The 20,587-nt window shown below is 27.6% G+C and carries 16 protein-coding genes, 1 tRNA gene and 1 pseudogene; 2 read left to right on the top strand and 16 right to left on the bottom strand.

What is annotated here, in order from left to right; genetic code table 11:
- Window positions 1-32 precede the first annotated feature (32 nt).
- The 4 genes from Q1K13_RS01055 to rph all read right to left on the bottom strand — a co-directional run bounded on the left by Q1K13_RS01055 (window position 33) and on the right by rph (window position 2,166).
- Window positions 33-108, bottom strand: a tRNA-Pro gene (locus tag Q1K13_RS01055).
- A 210-nt stretch (window positions 109-318) separates the two neighbouring features.
- Window positions 319-789: a metallophosphoesterase gene (locus Q1K13_RS01050; protein WP_300346915.1), complete on the bottom strand. Its 471-nt coding sequence runs from the start codon at window positions 787-789 to the stop codon at window positions 319-321.
- Window positions 790-802: 13 nt separating this feature from the next.
- On the bottom strand, window positions 803-1,417 hold the full coding sequence (locus tag Q1K13_RS01045) for an XTP/dITP diphosphatase (protein WP_300346912.1): 615 nt from the start codon (window positions 1,415-1,417) through the stop codon (window positions 803-805).
- Complete coding sequence (gene rph, locus Q1K13_RS01040; protein WP_300346909.1) at window positions 1,417-2,166, bottom strand: ribonuclease PH; 750 nt, start codon at window positions 2,164-2,166, stop codon at window positions 1,417-1,419. Before rph ends, Q1K13_RS01045 begins: the two co-directional genes overlap by 1 nt.
- A 317-nt stretch (window positions 2,167-2,483) precedes the next feature.
- Between rph and Q1K13_RS01035 the strand changes: the two genes are divergently transcribed.
- A complete protein-coding gene (locus Q1K13_RS01035; RefSeq protein WP_498038031.1) occupies window positions 2,484-4,193 on the top strand; it encodes a hypothetical protein in 1,710 nt (569 codons plus the stop codon).
- Between the two features lie 348 nt (window positions 4,194-4,541).
- Here the strand turns inward: Q1K13_RS01035 and Q1K13_RS01030 are convergent, their stop codons facing one another.
- Window positions 4,542-6,089, bottom strand: a complete 1,548-nt coding sequence (locus tag Q1K13_RS01030; RefSeq protein WP_300346904.1) for an ABC transporter substrate-binding protein — start codon at window positions 6,087-6,089, stop codon at window positions 4,542-4,544.
- Between the two features lie 262 nt (window positions 6,090-6,351).
- A complete protein-coding gene (locus Q1K13_RS01025) occupies window positions 6,352-6,816 on the bottom strand; it encodes a hypothetical protein (RefSeq protein WP_300346901.1) in 465 nt (154 codons plus the stop codon).
- A gap of 120 nt (window positions 6,817-6,936) precedes the next feature.
- Between Q1K13_RS01025 and Q1K13_RS01020 the strand changes: the two genes are divergently transcribed.
- Complete coding sequence (locus Q1K13_RS01020) at window positions 6,937-7,239, top strand: hypothetical protein (RefSeq protein WP_300346898.1); 303 nt, start codon at window positions 6,937-6,939, stop codon at window positions 7,237-7,239.
- Window positions 7,240-7,378: 139 nt separating this feature from the next.
- Here the strand turns inward: Q1K13_RS01020 and ligA are convergent, their stop codons facing one another.
- The 10 genes and pseudogenes from ligA to Q1K13_RS00970 form a co-directional block, all read right to left on the bottom strand.
- Entirely contained in the window at window positions 7,379-9,367 is a 1,989-nt protein-coding gene (ligA, locus tag Q1K13_RS01015; protein ID WP_300346895.1) for an NAD-dependent DNA ligase LigA, read from the bottom strand.
- 26 nt (window positions 9,368-9,393) lie between these two features.
- Window positions 9,394-11,646: a DNA helicase PcrA gene (gene pcrA, locus Q1K13_RS01010; protein WP_300346893.1), complete on the bottom strand. Its 2,253-nt coding sequence runs from the start codon at window positions 11,644-11,646 to the stop codon at window positions 9,394-9,396.
- Between the two features lie 660 nt (window positions 11,647-12,306).
- On the bottom strand, window positions 12,307-13,029 hold the full coding sequence (locus Q1K13_RS01005) for a pseudouridine synthase (protein ID WP_300346891.1): 723 nt from the start codon (window positions 13,027-13,029) through the stop codon (window positions 12,307-12,309).
- A 303-nt stretch (window positions 13,030-13,332) separates the two neighbouring features.
- Window positions 13,333-15,366, bottom strand: coding sequence for a triple tyrosine motif-containing protein (locus Q1K13_RS01000; protein WP_300346889.1), 2,034 nt, complete (start codon window positions 15,364-15,366; stop codon window positions 13,333-13,335).
- Window positions 15,367-15,760: 394 nt separating this feature from the next.
- Window positions 15,761-16,198, bottom strand: a complete 438-nt coding sequence (locus tag Q1K13_RS00995) for a YaiI/YqxD family protein (protein ID WP_300346887.1) — start codon at window positions 16,196-16,198, stop codon at window positions 15,761-15,763.
- Window positions 16,199-16,566: 368 nt separating this feature from the next.
- The gene (locus tag Q1K13_RS00990; protein ID WP_300346886.1) at window positions 16,567-17,919 is read right to left on the bottom strand and encodes a glucose-6-phosphate isomerase; all 1,353 of its coding nucleotides are present in this window, start codon (window positions 17,917-17,919) and stop codon (window positions 16,567-16,569) included.
- Window positions 17,920-17,948: 29 nt separating this feature from the next.
- Complete coding sequence (locus Q1K13_RS00985; protein ID WP_300346885.1) at window positions 17,949-18,158, bottom strand: hypothetical protein; 210 nt, start codon at window positions 18,156-18,158, stop codon at window positions 17,949-17,951.
- 328 nt (window positions 18,159-18,486) lie between these two features.
- Window positions 18,487-19,455: an ABC transporter ATP-binding protein gene (locus Q1K13_RS00980; RefSeq protein ID WP_300346884.1), complete on the bottom strand. Its 969-nt coding sequence runs from the start codon at window positions 19,453-19,455 to the stop codon at window positions 18,487-18,489.
- Window positions 19,456-20,433: an ABC transporter ATP-binding protein gene (locus Q1K13_RS00975; RefSeq protein ID WP_300346883.1), complete on the bottom strand. Its 978-nt coding sequence runs from the start codon at window positions 20,431-20,433 to the stop codon at window positions 19,456-19,458.
- A gap of 14 nt (window positions 20,434-20,447) precedes the next feature.
- Window positions 20,448-20,587 (bottom strand): annotated as a pseudogene (locus tag Q1K13_RS00970) (ABC transporter permease); the annotation flags it as partial.

Below are 20,587 nucleotides of genomic sequence, written 5' to 3'. Positions count from 1 at the left end.
TGGTGTTCTACCATTGAACTACACCCGCATAATGGTCGGGGTGACAGGGATCGAACCTGCGACCTCATGGTCCCAAACCACGCGCGCTCCCATCTGCGCCACACCCCGAAGGCTTTGTTTCACCGCCGCTCTCTCGCGACGACAATAGTTATTCTACAGTATAGTTATTATTATGTCAACACTTTTTAAAAACTTTTTTTTAAAAAATTCATCAAATCTTATGAATCCCTGATTATATCTGGGTTTTACAAAACAAAAAAAGTGCTAAAACATATGAATTTAATGTTAAAGCACTATATTTTTTTAATTTAATTTTATTTATACTGAGAAAAATTCTATATTAATATTATCATTTTTTATATTCATAAAAGCAATACTAGCCTCTCCATCTTTAGGTATAGAAGGACTACCAGGATTTATTATCCACATTCCACCTTCATTTAATGCAACCTTCCTATGGGTATGCCCAAAAATAACTCCATCTACTCCAAGTTCCATTCCTCTATAAAATATTCTATCTAACTCATACTTCACACCATATTTATGTCCATGTGTTATTAGAAACTTCTTTCCTTCTATCTCTATTACCTTTTCCACATCACCATTTTTTTCGTAATCACAATTTCCTACAACGGCATATACTTTTCCATGAAAATCTTCACTTAAGATTTTAGCATCATTTATACTATCACCTAAATGAATTAATGCATCACAACCCTTTAGTAAAGTTTTTATATACTCAATTACATTGGTAATTCCATGTGTATCACTCACTATAGCTACACGCATATTCTTATCCCTCCTAATTTTGCAAATCAATTAATTTTTCTTTTAGTTTATTTAATGCTCTTCCTCTATGACTTATTGAATTCTTTTCCTCTGAACTCATCTCAGCAAATGTTTTATTAAATTCTGGTACATAAAATAAAGGATCGTATCCAAATCCATCAGTGCCACATAATACTTTTAATATAACCCCATAACTCTTTCCCTCAGCTACTATTTTTTCTCCTTTATCAGTAACAGCTACTATTACACATATGAAGTTTGCTTTTCTTTCTTTATCTTCTACACCTTTTAATTCTTCTAATAACTTTTCATTATTTTTTAAATCATTCCCATGTTCTCCTGCAAATCTAGCTGAATATATTCCTGGTGCACCATTTAAAAAGTCAACTTCTAACCCAGAATCATCTGCCATAACAATAAAGTTTTTTTCACCTTTATTTATCAAATATTCTCTTATTTCATTTGCCTTCTTAAAAGAATTCTCTTCAAATGTTTTTTCATCCTCTTCAACATCAATATTTATTCCTGCTTCTTTTAAAGATAATATTTCAAAATCAAAATCTTTTAATATTTCTTTTATTTCTTTTATCTTGTGAGCATTATTACTTGCTAATATAAATTTTTTCACTACTCTACACTCCCTGTTCCAATCCATAATGAATCTGTTTTTAAAGCATCTTTTTGTGCTTGTATCATTTGTTTAGCTCCTTTTTCTGCAAGCACTAGTAATTCATCTAACTCTTTTCTTGAAAATGGTCTTCCCTCTCCAGTTCCTTGAATTTCTATGAAATCTTCTTCATCTGTCATTACAACATTCATATCAACTATTGCAACATGATCTTCTTCATAACATAAATCTAGTAATTTCTTATCTTCAACAATTCCAACACTAACTGCGCTTACAAAATTTCTTATTGGATAAACTTCAAACGGTTTTCTTTTATGAAGCTTATTTACTGCATCAACTAAGGCAACAAATGAACCTGTTATTGATGTTGTTCTAGTACCCCCATCTGCCTGTATAACATCACAATCTATCCAAATTGTTTTTTCTCCCAATGCTTTCATGTCAACAACAGATCTCAAAGCTCTTCCTATTAGTCTTTGAATCTCCATTGTTCTACCATCTATTTTTAATTTATTTATATCTCTTTGTTTTCTTTTTTGTGTACTTCTTGGAAGCATATTGTATTCAGCAGTTATCCACCCTTCCCCTGAACCTTTTAAGAATGGTGGAACTTTATCTTCTATAGATGCTGTACATAAAACCTTAGTTTCTCCAACTTCTATAAAAACAGAACCTTCTGCATACTTAGTAAAATTTCTTGTTATTTTAACAGGTCTTATTTGCTCTTTTTTTCTTCCACTACTTCTCATCAAATATCTCCTTACATTTCTTCATAATTTCACGATTAATTAATTATAAGAATAGTATATTGGTTATTTTATCCTTTATCAATATTTAAACAACTAAAAAAAGTATAGTAAGCTCCTGAAAACTTAGCTATACTCAAGACTAATTTACACCTTCAAAACCAATTTATACCATCAATTATTCTAAAAGCATATATATTAATTAAGTTTATGTATTTTTATAAAAAAACATACATTAAAATTATAAAAAATCTTAGTAAATATTTACTCTTTTAATTCATATTAATATATATAAGAATTAATTTCACGAGGTGAATTATTTGAAGTATATAGGTTCATTCTTTAGGAAAAGTACCTTATCTAAAGAAGAAATAGAATCCCAATTATTATTTTTAGCTAAAGAATCAGTAAATCATATTGTATTAGAATCTAGATGTGGAATATCTACAAATTATAAATCTTTAAAAGAAAATTTTAGAAAGGATGAAATCTCATTTTTTAAAAACAACACTCCTTTGATTTGTATATATAAAAAAGCAAAGCCTAATATATATTCTTCAAAATACTCTAAAACTTGGGATGACACTACATTTAGAAAAGATATTCCTATATCATCTAATGCTTTAATGACACTATCTCTACTTAGACTTTGTCCTTATTATGAAAACTTTAAAGGAATTAGTAAATCTCTTTATAAAAAATCTGCTTTCTATAAGAATATAAGTAAACTTCAACTTGAATTCTACTATAACTATTTAAGAAATAACGAAGGTTTTTTTGTTGATAAAAAAAATGAAGAATCTTCTTCTAAATCAGATTTTAATTTAATTGAAAAAGAGGATGAAGTTTCATATGTTGATCAAGCTTTCATGATGCTAGCTTACTATATGTATAGTTATGTTGCACCTGATGATCCCGATAGCAAAAATTATAGAGATTTTTCATTCCAAATTCTTAATATGTTCTCAAATTTCAAAGAAGAATTATACTCTCTTTCTATAGAAGATTGTTGTAAAATTAATTACTGCTTAAACAGACTGCTTTATTATTCTAATAATGAAGAATGTAGACAATTAGTCTTAGACCTTTCTGATTTTATACTCTGCAAGTATTATGAATCTAGTAAAACATTCTCAGATTTAGAAACAACAACTCTTTTATCATTAAATATGTACTTAAGTTATAAAAATACAAACATACTTATTTTTAAAGATGCCTACTTAGACTTAATCGAATTATTTACAAATCTATTCAATGATAATAAAGGAATTATAGTTAAGGGTTCTGATAAAAAAGAATATAAATATACAAACGTTGAAATTTCTTTATATTTGATTAACTTAATTAATTCAGCTAAGGTTGATGATGATGATTTTGAAAAGAAAGAAGCTGTAATATCTAAGATTTATAAAAATTATATTGTTAATTCTGGAATGGTTACAAGCTTCCCAGATGCACCAAACTTAGATTCTTGTGAAAGGTATAGAAATTTCTCAATGAAATCAGAAGATTTAATTGATGAATCAATGTTTAGAATGCCTAATGCTCATAGTCCTGAGTTAACTGGATTGGCTCCTATTTTTATAAAAAATATAAAGTATTCTAAGAAAAAATCCTCATTTAGTTCATATAAAACAACCTTTGACAGTACTAAAAATATGTTTATATTTTTCACTATAATAGATAACTTTATAGATAAATATATTAGCTATGTAACTTGCGAACCTGATGATAATTTAGTTCCTCTTCCTATAGAACAAATAGAAAATATTGATGATATAACCGATGACAAATCATCCTTAAATTTAAATAGAAATAAGATTTCTGAAGAAGTTATATCTCCTAATATCACTGAAATTGAGAATGACAAACCAAGTAATCCTGTAATACAAGAAGTTTCAACACCTCTGATTGACCAAGGATTAACTAGGAATGAAAGTACATCTGAAATCACAGTAAACCAAACAGATTCTACCATTGAAAACTTAGATGATAAGATGAAAAGTATTTTAGATTCTACAGATATTTAATTAACACTTTTATAATTCAACATTAATAAAAAAAGTGATTACAAGTTCAATTATTGGATTAATATTTTATAATTCAAATTATTAAAACACTAAGTTTTTTAATAATTATATTACACATATAAGCACCTTTTAGTTGTTTTTAATACCTTTAACTAGAGATACGTTATGTTATCTCTAGTTTTTTATATTAGAATCTATTTTAAGTAAATATTAAATTATTATCAGTATATTAAAAACTAATATACTGATAATAATTTAAAGAAGTTGAAAGATTCTTTCTAAATATAACTAATATTACAAATTTACCAAAGCAAATCTAGTTTATAAACCTAAGACTTATATTTCAACTTAATCTTTATAATTGCTATACTTTAAGATGAGATTACCATTACCATCTATATAAAGATAGGCTAACTTTTCTGATTTACACCAAAGTTCATTCTTGATATACACACTTAAAGTTTCTACATTCTTTGGTAAATACTCTTTTATATTATTTTTTTCTTTATTTTCATCATTCAAATTATTTTCATCATTTTCTTCGTTATTTTTTAGCGTTTCCTTCTCATTTTTAAAACTTAAATATTCATCCTTATGAACTCCAACAAATGATATATCAAAGTCACCTTTATTTAAAACATCATAAATATTCTCATTATATTGCTTTATAATACTCTTTATTTGAAACTTCTTTTCAAGTATATTTTGTAGTTCATCAGCTAATATCTTTTCCTCTTCTCCATTGCCAATAACTATCTTTAAAACTTTATTTTTTCTATCAGATATTATATCTTTCAAAATTCTTTTTATAACTTCTTCTGAATATGACGTATTCTTAACTTTTTCTATAACTTCATCTTCATTTATTTTACTCTGCTTAAATAATTCTTCCATATTATTATTTTCAACATAACTTACATATTTTCTGCCTATATTATTTTTAATAAGTACACTCTCATCTACATATAAATTTAGAATCTTGAACATTTCTTCCTTTAACCCTTCCACATCAGAGTTAACAAGCATTACTTTTATCTCATTGTCCCTAAATGAATTCACATTCCTATACATATTGAATTCAGATGAACCAACAGCTGGTGGATTTCTTAATATATCAATATTACCTAAAGTTAAGGCAGCTAAGTCACTTTCATTTGATATTTTTTCTCTAATAGTAACCTTATTAATCCCATAAAACTCTTTATTATAAGGGTTATTTTTTAGTTTTATATATCCATCATGAGTTACTTCTTCAATAACATAAGCACCAGTATATGAAAGAGAATTAAAATCATATTTATAATTATCTAAAGGTTCATTTAAATCTCTTAACCTATATATTGGCTTTGATAATTTTTTAAGAAGTTCATCATCCTTATTATTCATCCTTATTTTTAAAGTGTATTTATCAGGACTATTTATAGCAACACTTGAAAAATCTGAATCCCCATCTCTATAATCTTTTACACCATATATAGTGTTTAATTCACTACTTGTATAATATTCATTGTCAGAACTTAATAACATCTTAAAATAATTTTGAAAGTCTACAGAAGTTATTTCCTCTCCATCACTCCAATAAACTCCCTCACGTATTTTAAAAGTATAATCTAATCCATCCTCACTAACAATCCATCCTTCTGCTAAATCAGGAATAGGCTCTCCATGCTCATTTAACTCAACTAACCCTGAAAATATTGAACATATTAAATCCTCATTTTCTCTACTTAAATAATCAGCTGAACTTATTGTATCTGGTAAATCATCTATAACATAAAGTATTTCATTGTTATTTCTTAAATTCATTGTTGATACAGGGGCTACATCAACATAACTTTTTACCATACTCATCCCAAAAACAAATAATAATCCTATAAAAAATAGTACTTTTTTCAAAAAAATCCCCTCCAATAATCTTTCTACATTCTAGATTATTGACATTTAAAATAATTTAATTCACTAAAAAAATAAACTATTTAATTTCGATATAAAATAACTTCAAAAAACTTAACCATAGTTCTCCATTAAAATTTAAGTTAACTAAAAGAGAGCTTTAAAATAAAATATTTCAAACCCCTCTTCTCAATTCTTAAAATAAACTTATCTAAAAATAACAATTAATATTTTTAAACTTAAAATTCATATTAAAGCTACAAGTTTAAAAGAAATCTTTAAAGGAAATCCTATCATAAGTTATATGATTATTATTCTTCTTTCTAATCCATTTCTGTTTTATAATAAATTGTTTACCATCTAAAACCTTTATATGCCTATTAAAATTATCCATATATGTTTTATGATAAACATCCTCTTGAAAAACACCTGTAGTAATATAAACTCCCTTATTACAAGCTCTCTCTTCTACTAAATGACTAAATCTTTCATAATCACAAAGTGTAACAGCTAATACTTTATGAAATATTATTAAGGTCTTTTTTTTACCATTTATAACTTCAACTAGTAACTCATGATTATTAATTTTTAGCACCTCATATTGAGCATTACTTTTTGTAAAATCCCTAATCATAATTTCGGTTACTTTTTTAATTGATATCTTCTTAAATTTTATAAGAGATTTTTCTATTTTTTTAGAATTTAAAAAACCATAAAAGGATTTTATCATAGTATCCCACCTTATTTATCACTTAATAAATTATATGTGGAATATAATAATTATTTAACACTATTTTTCTTCTTTATTATGGTATAATTTATTTATTATTTTAGGTGGAGGTAAAGTTACATGACTTTAGCAGTTCAAGTTGTTGCTATAATTTTCATGCTTACAATGATGTTCCTTGGAATTTGGAGCTTCATAATAGCTAATAAAGCATATAGCCAAATTAAATATAAAAACTATTTACTTGAAAAAATAGCACATAACATATCTTTAATACGAAATAAAGATATGATTTTTGATAATTTATATGATACTGATGATTCCCTTTCTTATTCAGATATTAAAGATAATACATTAGATGAAGAGGAAGAAATTTTTTCCTCTATAAATGAAGACCTATCAGAAAAAGACAAAAAAAATTCTTAATACTAATAAAAAGTTTTGAAATTCATATATAAAAAAGACAAACTGACTTTTTTATTAAAGAAAAGCCACTTTGTCTGTAGACTGAAGGCTACAAAATTGTAGCCTTTTATTTTATTTTTGTTTTAATAGAGTGTTGATTTTATATCATATTTTCAAATTCTTCTTCACTTAAAATTGTAACACCTAATGATTTAGCTTTATCATATTTTGAACCAGCAGCCTCTCCTGCTATTACAAAATCAGTTTTCTTACTAACACTTCCTGAAACTTTCGCACCTAATGATTCTAATTTTTCTTTTATAGAAGTTCTTGAATAATTTTTTAATGTTCCAGTTACAACAACTGTTTTTCCCATAAATGAACTTTCTAAAACTTCTTTTTTCTCATAATAAGGTTTTACTCCTAATTCTAAAAGTTCATTTATTACTTTTAATGTTCTTTCTTCTTTAAAAAATTCCATTATACTTCTAGCAACAATATCTCCAACATCTTGAACAGATACTAATTCTTCAAAAGTAGCTTTCTCTATGTTTTCTAAGCTTTCAAATCTTTTTACTAAATCCTTAGCTGTTTTTACTCCTACATTAGGAATTCCTAAAGAATATAAGAAGGCTTCTAAGGTGCAATCCTTACTTTTTTCTACTGCATCTAAAAGATTTTGAGCTTTCTTAGGTCCAAATTTCTCTAAATCTAATAATTTTTCATATTCTAATCTATATAAATCAGAAATATCTCTTATATCAAGCTTTTCAAATAATTGCTCTGCTGTTCTTTCTGAGAATCCAGCTATATTCATAGCCTCTCTTCCTGCAAAATGAACAATAGTCTTAACCATCTGAGGCTTACATCCTAAAGTATTTTCACAATAAATATGAACTCCTTCATGAACTAAGTGGGCACCACATGCTGGACATACTTTTGGCTCCTCTATTTCTTGTGATCCTTCTAAACTTTCAGGAACAACACCCATTATTTCTGGAATAACATCATTACTTCTTCTTACAAAGACCTCAGCACCTAATCTTACTCCTTTTCTAGCTATATCATCCATATTATTTAAAGTAGCTCTCTTAACAGTAACTCCAGCTAATTCAACTGGTTCTAAGATGGCTGTTGGTGATACTCTTCCACTTCTTCCAACATTCCATTCTACATCTAATAATTTAGTTGTAGCTTCCTGTGCTTCAAATTTATAAGCTATAGCCCATTTAGGAAATTTAACTGTATATCCTAGTAATTCTCTAGTTCTTATATCATCAATTGCTATAACTAATCCATCTATATCATAGTTTAAATCAAATCTTATATCTCTTATATAATCAATTTCTTTTTGAATTTCATCTAAATTAGTACACTCTCTTATATAATCATCCATTGGGAAACCTTTTTCTTTTATGAATTCTAACATTTCCATGTATGTTTTAAATGGAGTTCCTTCTTTATATCCAATATCATAAAAGAAAGCTGATAAATTTCTCTTGGCAGTTTCTGAGACATTTAAGTTTCTCAATGCCCCTGCTGCCCCATTTCTTAAATTTTTAAGTGGAGTCTGAGCTTCTTTATTATATTTTTCAAAGGCTTCTGTTGTCATAACAGCTTCTCCATGTATTTCTAAGAAATCATGGCAATCTATTTTTAAAGGAAGAGCCTTTATTGTTTTAACCTGGGCTGTGACATCTTCACCTATAGAACCAGTCCCTCTTGTTGCCCCTGTAACTAATATTCCATTTTCATCATATGAAAGATTTATTGTTAATCCATCAAACTTCTTAGTTATTACATATTTTAATGGAGGTAATTCCTCTTCTGAAGTTTTATTATATTCTTCTATAAATTTAAGATTTCTATTATGCCACTCTTTTATTTCTTCTAAACTCTGTGCTTTATCTAAACTCCAAAGTCTAGCTTTATGAGTATATTTCTTAAATTCAGGAAGAATCACATCTCCAACTCTCTGAGTAGGTGAATAAAGAAGCTTATATCCTGTTTCCTTTTCTAAATCTACTAATTCATAATACTTTTTATCATAATCTTTATCTGTAACTGAAGAATTTCCTAAAACATAGTATTCATAAGCATACTTATTTAATTCTTCAACTAATTCTTCGATTCTTTTTTTCTTATCCATCTTCCACTACTCCCAAAATATAATTATTATAAAAGTTCTAATGGTGCAAAACTAAACATTAGATGTTTAACTCCCTGGCTATCAAAAGCAATTGTAAGTTTAAAATCATCTCCAACCTTACTCTTAGTTATTAATGTACCAATTCCAAACTTAGGATGTTTAACTTTTCTTCCCATAGTTAATTCATCAATACTTACTTTTCCGCCCTTTTTTTCTCCTAAAGTTTTCTTTAAAATACTAGTAGCCTGTGATGTACTCATTGGACTTCTCATTCCATGAGGATTGTACGTTCTTCTTTTTTCGCTATTTGAATGATTTTTGAAAGCATTAGTTGAATTTATTCCATTTATATTTACATATTCTTTTATTGTTGCAGGAATTTCTGATATAAAGTCAGACTGAGCATAAGCAACGGTTTTACCAAATATCATTCTTGTCTCTGCTGAAGTCATATATAATTTTTCCTCAGCTCTAGTTATCCCAACATAACAAAGTCTTCTAGCTTCCTCCATTTGATCATTTTTATCAAAACAAGTTGCACTTGGGAATATTCCATTTTCCATTCCAACTAAAAATACAACTGGAAATTCTAACCCCTTTGAACTATGAACTGTCATAAGCATAACATAGTTATCTGATTCCTCCATGTTATCCATATCTTGAACAAGAGCTACCTTTTCTAAGTAAGCTGATAATGATTTATCCTCTTCCTCTGTGTTTTTTTCAAATTCAACAGCATCAGATACTAATTCCTCTAAGTTTTCTACTCTACTTTGATCTTCTATTAACTTAGATTCTTTTAATGCTTTTAAATATCCTGTTTTCTCTAAAACATATTCTATTAATTGAGATACAGTTAATTGTTCACTCATAATCATTATTTCTTCCATCATATCAGTGAACTTTTTAATAGGATTTATACTTCTAGCTGTTAATCCTGGTACATAATCAACATCTAACAATGTATTATATAATGTATCCTCAGTTTCATTAGCATAATTTTGTAGTTTTTCTACTGTTGTATCACCTATACTTCTCTTTGGAACATTTATAATTCTTCTTAAACTTATTGCATCCTTAGGATTAACTAATATTTTTAAATAAGAAAGTATATCCTTAATCTCTTTTCTGTCATAGAATTTTAGCCCTCCAAAAATTCTATATGGAATTCCAGCTCTTCTTAAAGCTTCCTCAAAATTACGTGACTGTGCATTTGTTCTGTATAAAATAGCAAAATCTTTATAATTATATCCTTTATCACTTTTTAATTTTTCTATTTCTGAAACTATGAAAGAAGCTTCCATCTTATCTGAATAAGCTCTGTGTACACTTATCTTTTCTCCTTCAAGTTGCTCAGTTCTTAAAACTTTAAATTTTCTTTCAGTATTATTTTTAATAACCTTATTTGCAGCCTCTAAAATATTACCCTTTGATCTGTAATTTTGTTCAAGCTTTATAATCTTTGCCTCTTTATAATCTTTCTCAAAGTCTAAAATATTTCTTATATCTGCCCCTCTCCAAGCATAAATACACTGGTCATCATCACCAACAACACAAATATTCTTATACTTTTCTGCAAGAAGCCTAGCAAACTCGTACTGAGCTTTATTTGTATCTTGATACTCATCTATCATTATGTATTTAAATTTTTCTTGATAAAAATCTAAAACATCTTTATGCTTTCTAAATAACTCTACAGTTTTAACTATTAAGTCGTCAAAATCTAAGGCATTATTCTCTTTTAATTTCTTTTGGTATAAAAGATATGCATCAGCTATTTTATTTTTTCTAAAATGCCCTTCATTTTCTTTCTTAAAATTCTCTGCACTTTGAATATTATCCTTAGCTTTACCTATAGTTCCTAAAATCTCTTGATCTGTAATTTCTTTATCATTAATATTAAGCTCTTTCATAACAATCTTAATTAAAGTTTTTTGATCTGATGAATCATATATAGTGAAATCTTTGCTATATCCAAGCTTATCTATTTCTCTTCTTAAAATTCTTACACAAGATGAGTGGAAAGTAGAAATCCACATGTTGCTTGCCACTTCTCCAACTAAAGACTTAACCCTTTCTCTCATCTCACCTGCTGCCTTATTTGTGAATGTTATGGCTAATATATTATAAGGTTTTATATCATTTTCTATCATATAAGCAATTCTATGAGTAAGAACTCTTGTTTTACCAGACCCTGCACCTGCTAGTATAAGTACCTGCCCATTAATTGTTGTTGCTGCCTCATATTGTTCTCTATTAAGCAAGCTTTTTAAATCCATTGGATCACTCCTCTTCTATAAATGAAACTAAATTTTATTATACCATATATGTCTATATATTATATTTTACCAAACATATTTTACAATTAAATCACTTAACAAAAAATAAATGACTACATTTTAAATGTAGCCATTTCATAATAATCTATACCTAAATTATAAACTCTTATTTGAATTTTTAATTTTATCTTTTTATTTTTTATGATTTTTTTCTTGCAATTTAAAACAATAAAAAAACGCAACCCTTGGGGCTAGGTTGCGTTTTAGCAATAAGCAATAAATAAAAAGGGGGCTATTTATTCCTTTTATTTATCCTCGCACAACTATTATATTAGATGTTTACTTAAATTGCAAGGAATCAAATTCTTTTTTTGCAAGTTTTCCTACATAAACTAAATCTTAAAGTTATTTTATTCTTTGACTTTGTTTTAAACTAGTGTTGATTTTAGATATAAATATAAGACCATCTTAATAAGCAGTTTAGAGTTTCATTGAATATGGAAGAATAATAGTGTTAAGAAGCGAAGTTGTTTGACCAAAGGGAGTTTCTTCACTTTAGCTATTATTCTGGAATATTCAATATCAACTCTCTGCTTTAATTAAGTAGGTCTTACGGAATATCTAAAATCAACATTCTCTTAAAACAAAACCTATTTTTAATTATTGGAAATTTTTATAAAGTACCTCTAACTCTTCATCTGAAAGTTCTTTGTACTCTCCTTCTTCTAAACTTTCATCTAGTGGAAGATTTCCAAATGTTGTTCTTTTTAAGTAAACAACTTTCTTTCCTCTTGCCTCAAACATTCTCTTAACCTGATGATATTTTCCCTCTTGAACGGTAACCTCTACTCTAGCTGACTCTTCTAAGTTTTCTATAACAACTAACTTAGCACTCATACACTTATATCCATCATCTAAGGTTACTCCATTTTCAAAAGCCTTAATATCCTTCTCTGTTATTTGTGCATTTATCTCTGCATAATAAACCTTATCCACATGATATCTTGGTGATATTAACTTATGATTTAAATCTCCATCATTAGTTAAAAGTAATAATCCAACAGTATCCTTATCTAATCTTCCAACTGGGAATGGCTCGAAAACTTGGTCTTCCATATATAATAAGTCTATAACTGTTTCATCTCTCTTATCATATGTAGCTGAAATTACTCCTGCTGGCTTATTCATCATTAAATATATGTACTTTTTATATTCTACTTCTTCTCCATTTATAACTATCTTATCTTTCTCTGGATCTATTTGAAGTCCACTATCTTTAACAACTTCATCATTAATTGTTACGAATCCTTTTTTTACAACTTGCTTTATTTCTTTTCTTGTTCCATATCCTAAATTTGATAAAACCTTATCTAATCTTTCCACTAAAGCTTCACTCCTTAAAAAATTACTTCATTAATATATGTGGTTAGTATAATGCAAACTTCAATTAATTACAACAACTCATAATAAAAGGGATTTATCAAAATATAATAATAAAACTTACAAACAGTTTAAAAACAATAAAAATATAGGCTTTAGAATTTAAATTATTCCGTATAAAATATCACCTAAAAAAACTTATACTTATCAAAGCATTTTTAGGTGATAAACTTTTATTATATCTATTTAACATTATTTTCAACTAATTACGTTTTTCAGATATTAATTGATAAAATTTTATTATATTTATTTAACTTTAAACTCAAAAGTATCATAATCTTCATATGCACATTTTTTGTAATAACTCTTAGTTAAAACTAAAACCTTATAAGCCCCTGGTACATATGGTCTAAATGAATAATAACTTTTTCTACTGTATTTTTGAACTAAAGTCCAATTTCCATTAATCATTATATAATATTCATAACAAACCCTACTGCCACCTTGGCATTTAGTAGAGAAATTTATTTCCTCATTCATTCTAAATTTATTATCTGAAGCATGAATTTTTGTGTTTGTTATTGGAGAAGCTTCATTAATATATAATTTTACCTCTCTCCTTGAATCAAAATCATCTTTACACTTAATATTTCTAGCAAAAATATCTATAGAATATTTTCCTGGGCACTTTGGAGTAAGCTTAAACCTCTTATTTTTCACATAATCAGTTTCCTCAACAATTTGCCCATTAACCTTAGTTACGTACTTAACTTTCACTTGTCTAGTATTTTGAGTTATAACTTCAATATCAATTTCATCTCCAACTAAGAAATACTCCTTAGCAGGAACTAAAATATGTTCAATTTTAGCTTCAGCATACTCTCTCACTTTAAAATTCAACACAGTGTGATTATCATACTCTTTTGAGGAATACTTATCCTTAACTCTAACATCAAGCTGATAATCCCCTTTTTCCTCAGGAATAAATTCAACCCAATTATTACTTCCATATGAAATTTTTTCAATAACTTCTCCATCTTTCATTATAATAAAAGAATATTTTAAGTCTGTTCCACCCTCTGCTGATACCTTAAGTTTAATAACATCATTAATAATATAACTCTTATCCTTATCAAATATTAAATCTGTTATTTTTATAGGCTTAAAAACTTTTTTATCTATTTTATAATCTATTTTACTTTCAATTTCATAATCACCAATATAAGATTCATCCTTAGCCAAAAGAGTTATTCTATAATTTCCATCTTTTTTAGGAATCCATAAGAAAGAACTATTTCTACTATATCCTGAATCTTCAGCCACTTCTCCATCAATCTTAAATCTATATAGGATTTCACTTCCTCCATCAATTGCTGCCTTAAGAAATATTTTTTCCCCTTTTATTTGTGGAGAACTTAAATCGGTTGTAAAACTTCTTAATTTAAGAGGTTCATATGGTTTTATATCATAAACCATAACTGCCCTATCATCAAACTCCTTATTAGAATACATATCTCTTATCAAACAAAGAAGTTTATATTTTCCCTCTTTTAATTCCTTAAACTCAACAATATTTCTTGATGAAAAATCTTGAATACAAGTTCTTGTTCCATCTGGTGATATTTTTACAAACTTATATAAAGCAGTTCTTTCATCCTCAAATTTAGCTTCCACTTTAAATGTTAGCTCTGAATTTACTAATAAATCTTTACTTAAATTTATTACGTTAGTTATTTCAGGCTTTATAAATTCCTTAGCAGTAAATGAGACTTTCTCATATTCATCGAAAGCATCTGTTGAACTTGGTGCCTTACATTCTATTAAAAACTCAAAATGTCCTGGTTCAGTAACAGTGTAAATAAGTTTATTATCCATAGAATAATCTTTTACAAGCTTTCTTCCATACTTATTGATTATAAAATATCTATACATAATATTTTCATCATAACCATCAACTTTTAAAACTACTTTCTCTCCAACATTAAAAATATCTTTATTAAGATATACTCCATTTATAAACTTCTCTTTTTCAATAATTTTATCTAAAGTTTTTTCATGCTTCTTATTTACCATAACACTTTGAGTAACCTTGTAATCGAAAGGTTTCTTTGAATTTTCTTTCTTACCCTGAACCATTATCATATGACTTCCAACTTCATTTGGTGTCCAAACAAACTTATTTCCTACGCCAAATTCTCTTAAGGTTTCCCAAATTCCATCCTTTCCTATGAGTATTTTATATATTAAGTCATCTTCTGTATTATTTATTATATTTATGTCAATAGGACTATTTTCCTCTATTATTTCCCTCTCATCTATTTCTAAAAGTAATTCACCCATATTAAGTCCCCCTAACCCCTAAACATTATAGATAAATTATATTACACTTAGGTTTTTATGTAAATATTTTCTATTTTTATTGATATAAAACAATCTTTTTCTACATTATTTTCTTTTATTACTATTAGGAGAGTGTTTACTTTAACACAGAGCTTTTTTCTTAAAATTCTATGTATAAAATTCAATATAAGTGTATATAATTTAAATAGTGTTACTTACTTAACACTATAAATCTCCTAATTTTATTATATCCATATAATCGAACCATTAAAGAAAATCTCAGGTCAACTGAGGTTTTCTTTATTTTATACTATATTTTAAATATGCCCTTAAAATAAAACTTTATTTTTAAATAAAAACACTTTAGTTTAATAGGTTTTACACTTAAATCAATCTATCTTCCTACATTAATTAATTTTTCTAAGTTTTTATAAAGCCTCTCATCATCTTCCTTTGTTCTTTTATGATTACCTCTACTCTTTCCACCAGCTCTTCTATTTTTTTGTTTTAAATGTCTTTCAAAAAGTAAAATATCAATATTTTCATTACTATATATAATTCCTCTAGGACTAATAGCTAAAGCCCCTTTACCTAAGGCCATAGCTGCAACCCCATAATCCTGACTTACAACTATATCACCTTTTTTAGTTGAATTAGCAACATACATATCCACACTTTGAAATCCCTCATCAACAATTTTAACCTGTGAATAGTCAGACCTAATCATATGACTTACTGTACAAAAAATTATAACCTCAATTGAATATTTTTTTGCAACTTCTTCTATAATATGCCTTCCTGCACATCCATCGCCATCAACAATTATCCTCAACTTAATTACCCCCTTTAAATTAAAATAAAATGTATTTTTAAATATTGCATTTAAAAATATACAAAACACTATTTAAAATTTAAGCTTTGTTTTAAACTAGTGTTGATTTTAGATAGAACTTTACGACCATCTTAATAAGCAAATTGGCTTTTAATTTAAACTTTACTTACAATTCTAACTCTATATATCCTATTATAACAATACTAAGCAAATATTAATTTATAAATTTTAAAAAGTAAACATTTTAATTATAAAACAAACTTTTAAAATCAAATTATTATAATAAGTTAAACAAAATAAAAATTAACTCCTAAGAACAAATAAAAAAAGAAGCCCTAGAAGGCTTCCTTTTAATTATTAAAGCTAAATTATTTTAATCTAGCTTCTAAATCTTCTTTTAATTCTTCATATCCTGGTTTTCCAAGTAAAGCAAACATATTTTTCTTGTAAGCTTCAACACCTGGTTGGTCAAATGGATTTACTCCTAAAACATATCCACTAATTCCACAAGCTTTTTCGAAGAAATAAACTAATCTTCCGAAGTAGTATGGAGTTAATTCTGGAACATTAACAACTATATTTGGAACTTGACCATCATTATGAGCAAGTATAGTTCCTCTAAATGCTTGCTTATTTACGTAGTCCATAGTTTTTCCTGCTAAGAAGTTTAATCCATCTACATTTTCTTCATTAGCTTCTATTATTATTTCTTCTCTAGCTTTATCTACACATAAAACTGTTTCGAAAAGATCTCTTCTTCCTTCTTGAATATATTGTCCCATTGAATGAAGGTCTGTTGAGAAGTCAACAGCTGCTGGGAATAATCCTTTGTTATCTTTTCCTTCTGATTCTCCGTATAATTGTTTCCACCATTCGTTGAAGTAGTGAACACATGGCTCGTAGTTAACTAAAACTTCGATTGATTTTCCTTTATTATATAAACAATTTCTAGCTGCAGCATATTTATAACACTCGTTATCAGCTAATGAAGGATTTGAATATTCTTCTCTAGCATCAGCTGCCCCTTCCATCATTTCATCAATGTTTATACCAGCAGTAGCTATTGGTAATAAACCAACTGCAGTTAAAACTGAGAATCTTCCACCTACGTTATCTGGAATTACGAAAGTTTCATATCCTTCAGCATCAGATAAAGTTTTTAAAGCACCTTTCTTAGCATCAGTTGTAGCATAGATTCTTTTCTTAGCTTCTTCTTTTCCGTATTTCTTTTCCATGAAATCTTTTAATATTCTGAAAGCTATTGCAGGCTCAGTAGTTGTACCTGATTTTGATATAACATTTAAACTTACATCTAATCCATCTATAGCTTTTAATAAGTCAGCCATATAAGTTGAACTTATATTATTTCCTACATAGAATATAGCCGGAGTTTTTCTCTTATCTTTTGATAATGAGTTATAGAAATTGTTTGTTAACATTTCTATGGCAGCTCTTGCTCCTAAGTAAGATCCACCTATTCCTATTACTACTAAAACATCTGAATCATTTTGAATTTTTTTAGCAGCTTCTTTAATTCTTCCAAATTCTTCTTTATCATAATTAACTGGTAGGTCAATCCATCCTAAAAAGTCATTTCCTGCCCCTGTTCCATTATGTAATTTCTCGTGTGCTGCATTAATAGTTTCTTGCATGTAAGCAACTTCGTGTGATCTTAAATATGGAGCTGCTTTTGATAAATCAACAACTAATCCTTTTTTCATTATTACTACCTCCATTGACGTTTATAAAATTATTTTAACCACGCCATTAATATATATAATATAATCGCAAAAATAATTAAACCTCCAAATACCATTGGAAGTATTATTGCGTATTGCGCCATCATAATAGCTACTAAGTCCTTAAATGTTGGTTTCTCTTTATCTTTGATTTCTTCCATCAGTTTATTATAATCTTCTTTTTCTTTTCTTCTAGTTATTTCATCTTTAAACCAAAACAACTTAATTCCTCCTGTTAACTATACGTTAATATTTTATCATTTATTATTTATGTATTACAAGGTAATATCACACTTTTTATACATTTTGTTAAAATTACTTACATTTAAATATAGTGTAGGAATCACAATCCTACACTATATTTCATTTTTAACATTTTATTGTATTTTGTTTTATATCTAAAAATAATTTGATATATGAAAAATTTAAAATAAAAATCTCATTATTATATATATTAAAATTAATGTTTTTTAATAACTTTATTTAAACTACATGGAATGTAAATATTCAAAAATTAAAAACTGATAAAGAACCTTTTAATAAATTTATTTAAACTAAATGACAAGCTACAAAATGATCTTTTCCAACACACTTATACTTTGGTATTTCTAACTTGCATTTTTCCATTGCATAAGGACATCTAGTATGAAACTTACATCCACTTGGTGGATTTGCAGGTGATGGAATATCTCCTTTTAATATTATTCTCTCTCTTTTTATTGTTGGATCTGGTATTGGAACGGCTGATAATAAAGCCTTTGTATATGGATGAAGAGGATTATCATAAAGTTCATTTTTAGGAGCTAATTCAACTAAACTTCCTAAATACATAACTCCAATTTTATGACATATATGTTTAACTATACTTAAATCATGAGATATGAAAAGATATGAAAATCCCATTTCTTCCTGTAAATCCATCATTAAGTTTACAATTTGTGATTGTATAGAAACATCAAGGGCTGAAACTGGTTCATCAGCTACTATAAAACTTGGATTTAAAGCTAAGGCTCTTGCAATACCAATTCTCTGTCTTTGTCCACCTGAAAATTCATGTGGATATCTCTTCATATGATATCTAGCAAGGCCACATCTTTCTATGGTTTTAGCTACTCTCTCTGGCAATTCTTCTTTACTACATAAATTATGACTCATTAAAGCTTCTCCTACTAATGAATCAACTGATAATCTAGGATTTAGTGATGAATATGGATCTTGAAATATCATTTGCATCCTAGGTCTTAACTCTCTAAGTTCTTTCTTTTTTAAAGTAAATATATCTTTTCCCTCAAAAAATACATTTCCATCAGTTTTTTCAAATAATCTTAAAATGGCTCTCCCTGTTGTTGATTTTCCACAACCTGATTCTCCAACTAATCCTAAAGTTTCCCCTTTATTTATGGTAAAACTAACTCCATCAACAGCCTTTACATATCCTACTGTTTTAGAAAAAACACCTGCTTTAATTGGAAAGTATTTTTTTAAATTTTCAACTTTTAAAACTACATTATCTTCCATCTACTTTCCCTCCTTATATAACCAGCATGAAACTTTATGCCTATTTCCTACATTAATAAGAGTTGGTTGATTATCTTTACACTTATCCATGCATCTATCACATCTTTCATTAAAATAACAATTATCTGGCATACCTACTGGATTAGGAACTTGCCCAGGTATTGAATAAAGTCTAGTTTCATTTCCACTAACAGAAGGTTTTGATTTAAGTAATCCTTGAGTATATGGATGAAGGGGATTTTTAAATAACTCTATAACTGGAGCCTCTTCAATAACCTTCCCTGCATACATTACTACAACATAATCTGCCATCTCAGCAACAACACCTAAATCATGGGTTATTAATAATATTGAAGTGTTTAATTTTTCCTTAATATCTCTCATAAGATCTAAAATTTGAGCTTGAATTGTAACATCTAAGGCAGTTGTAGGTTCATCAGCTATTAAAAGTTTAGGATTACAACAAACTGCCATAGCAATCATAATTCTCTGTCTCATTCCTCCTGATAATTCATGAGGATAAGATTTCATTATTTCTTCAGCTCTAGCTATTCCTATAATTTTCAAAACTTCAATAGCCTTCTTTTCAGCTTCTTCTTTTGATAAATGTTGATGAAGAATTATTGCTTCACAAATTTGCTCTCCTATTTTAAATACAGGATTTAAAGATGTCATAGGCTCTTGGAAAATAACTGAGATATCATTTCCCCTCATTTCCATAAGTTCTTTTTCTGTAAACTTCAAAACATCTTTTCCATCAAAAAATATTTCTCCTCCAACTATTTTTCCTGGAGGACTAGGTATTAATCTCATAAGAGACATGGCAGTTACTGATTTTCCACATCCTGATTCTCCAACTACACAAACTGTCTCTCCTTCTTTTATTTTAAAACTAACATTATTTACTGCCTTTACAATTCCTTCACCTTTATGAAAGTGAGTTTCAAGATTTTTAAATTCTACTAATGTTTTTGCCATTACTCTTCTCCTCCTTAAACTTTTAGCTTAGGATCTAGAGCATCTCTTAATCCATCTCCAAAAATATTTATAGATATAACAGTTAAGAATATACATATTCCTGGAGGTATCCATAACCACCATCTATTTGTTAATGTATAATAATCTTGAGCTG

The organism is Clostridium sp. (assembly GCF_029267215.1).
In the GTDB taxonomy this organism is placed as follows: domain Bacteria; phylum Bacillota; class Clostridia; order Clostridiales; family Clostridiaceae; genus Sarcina.
Note: the sequence above shows the minus strand (reverse complement) of the source record. Positions and strands in the feature narration are given on the sequence as shown.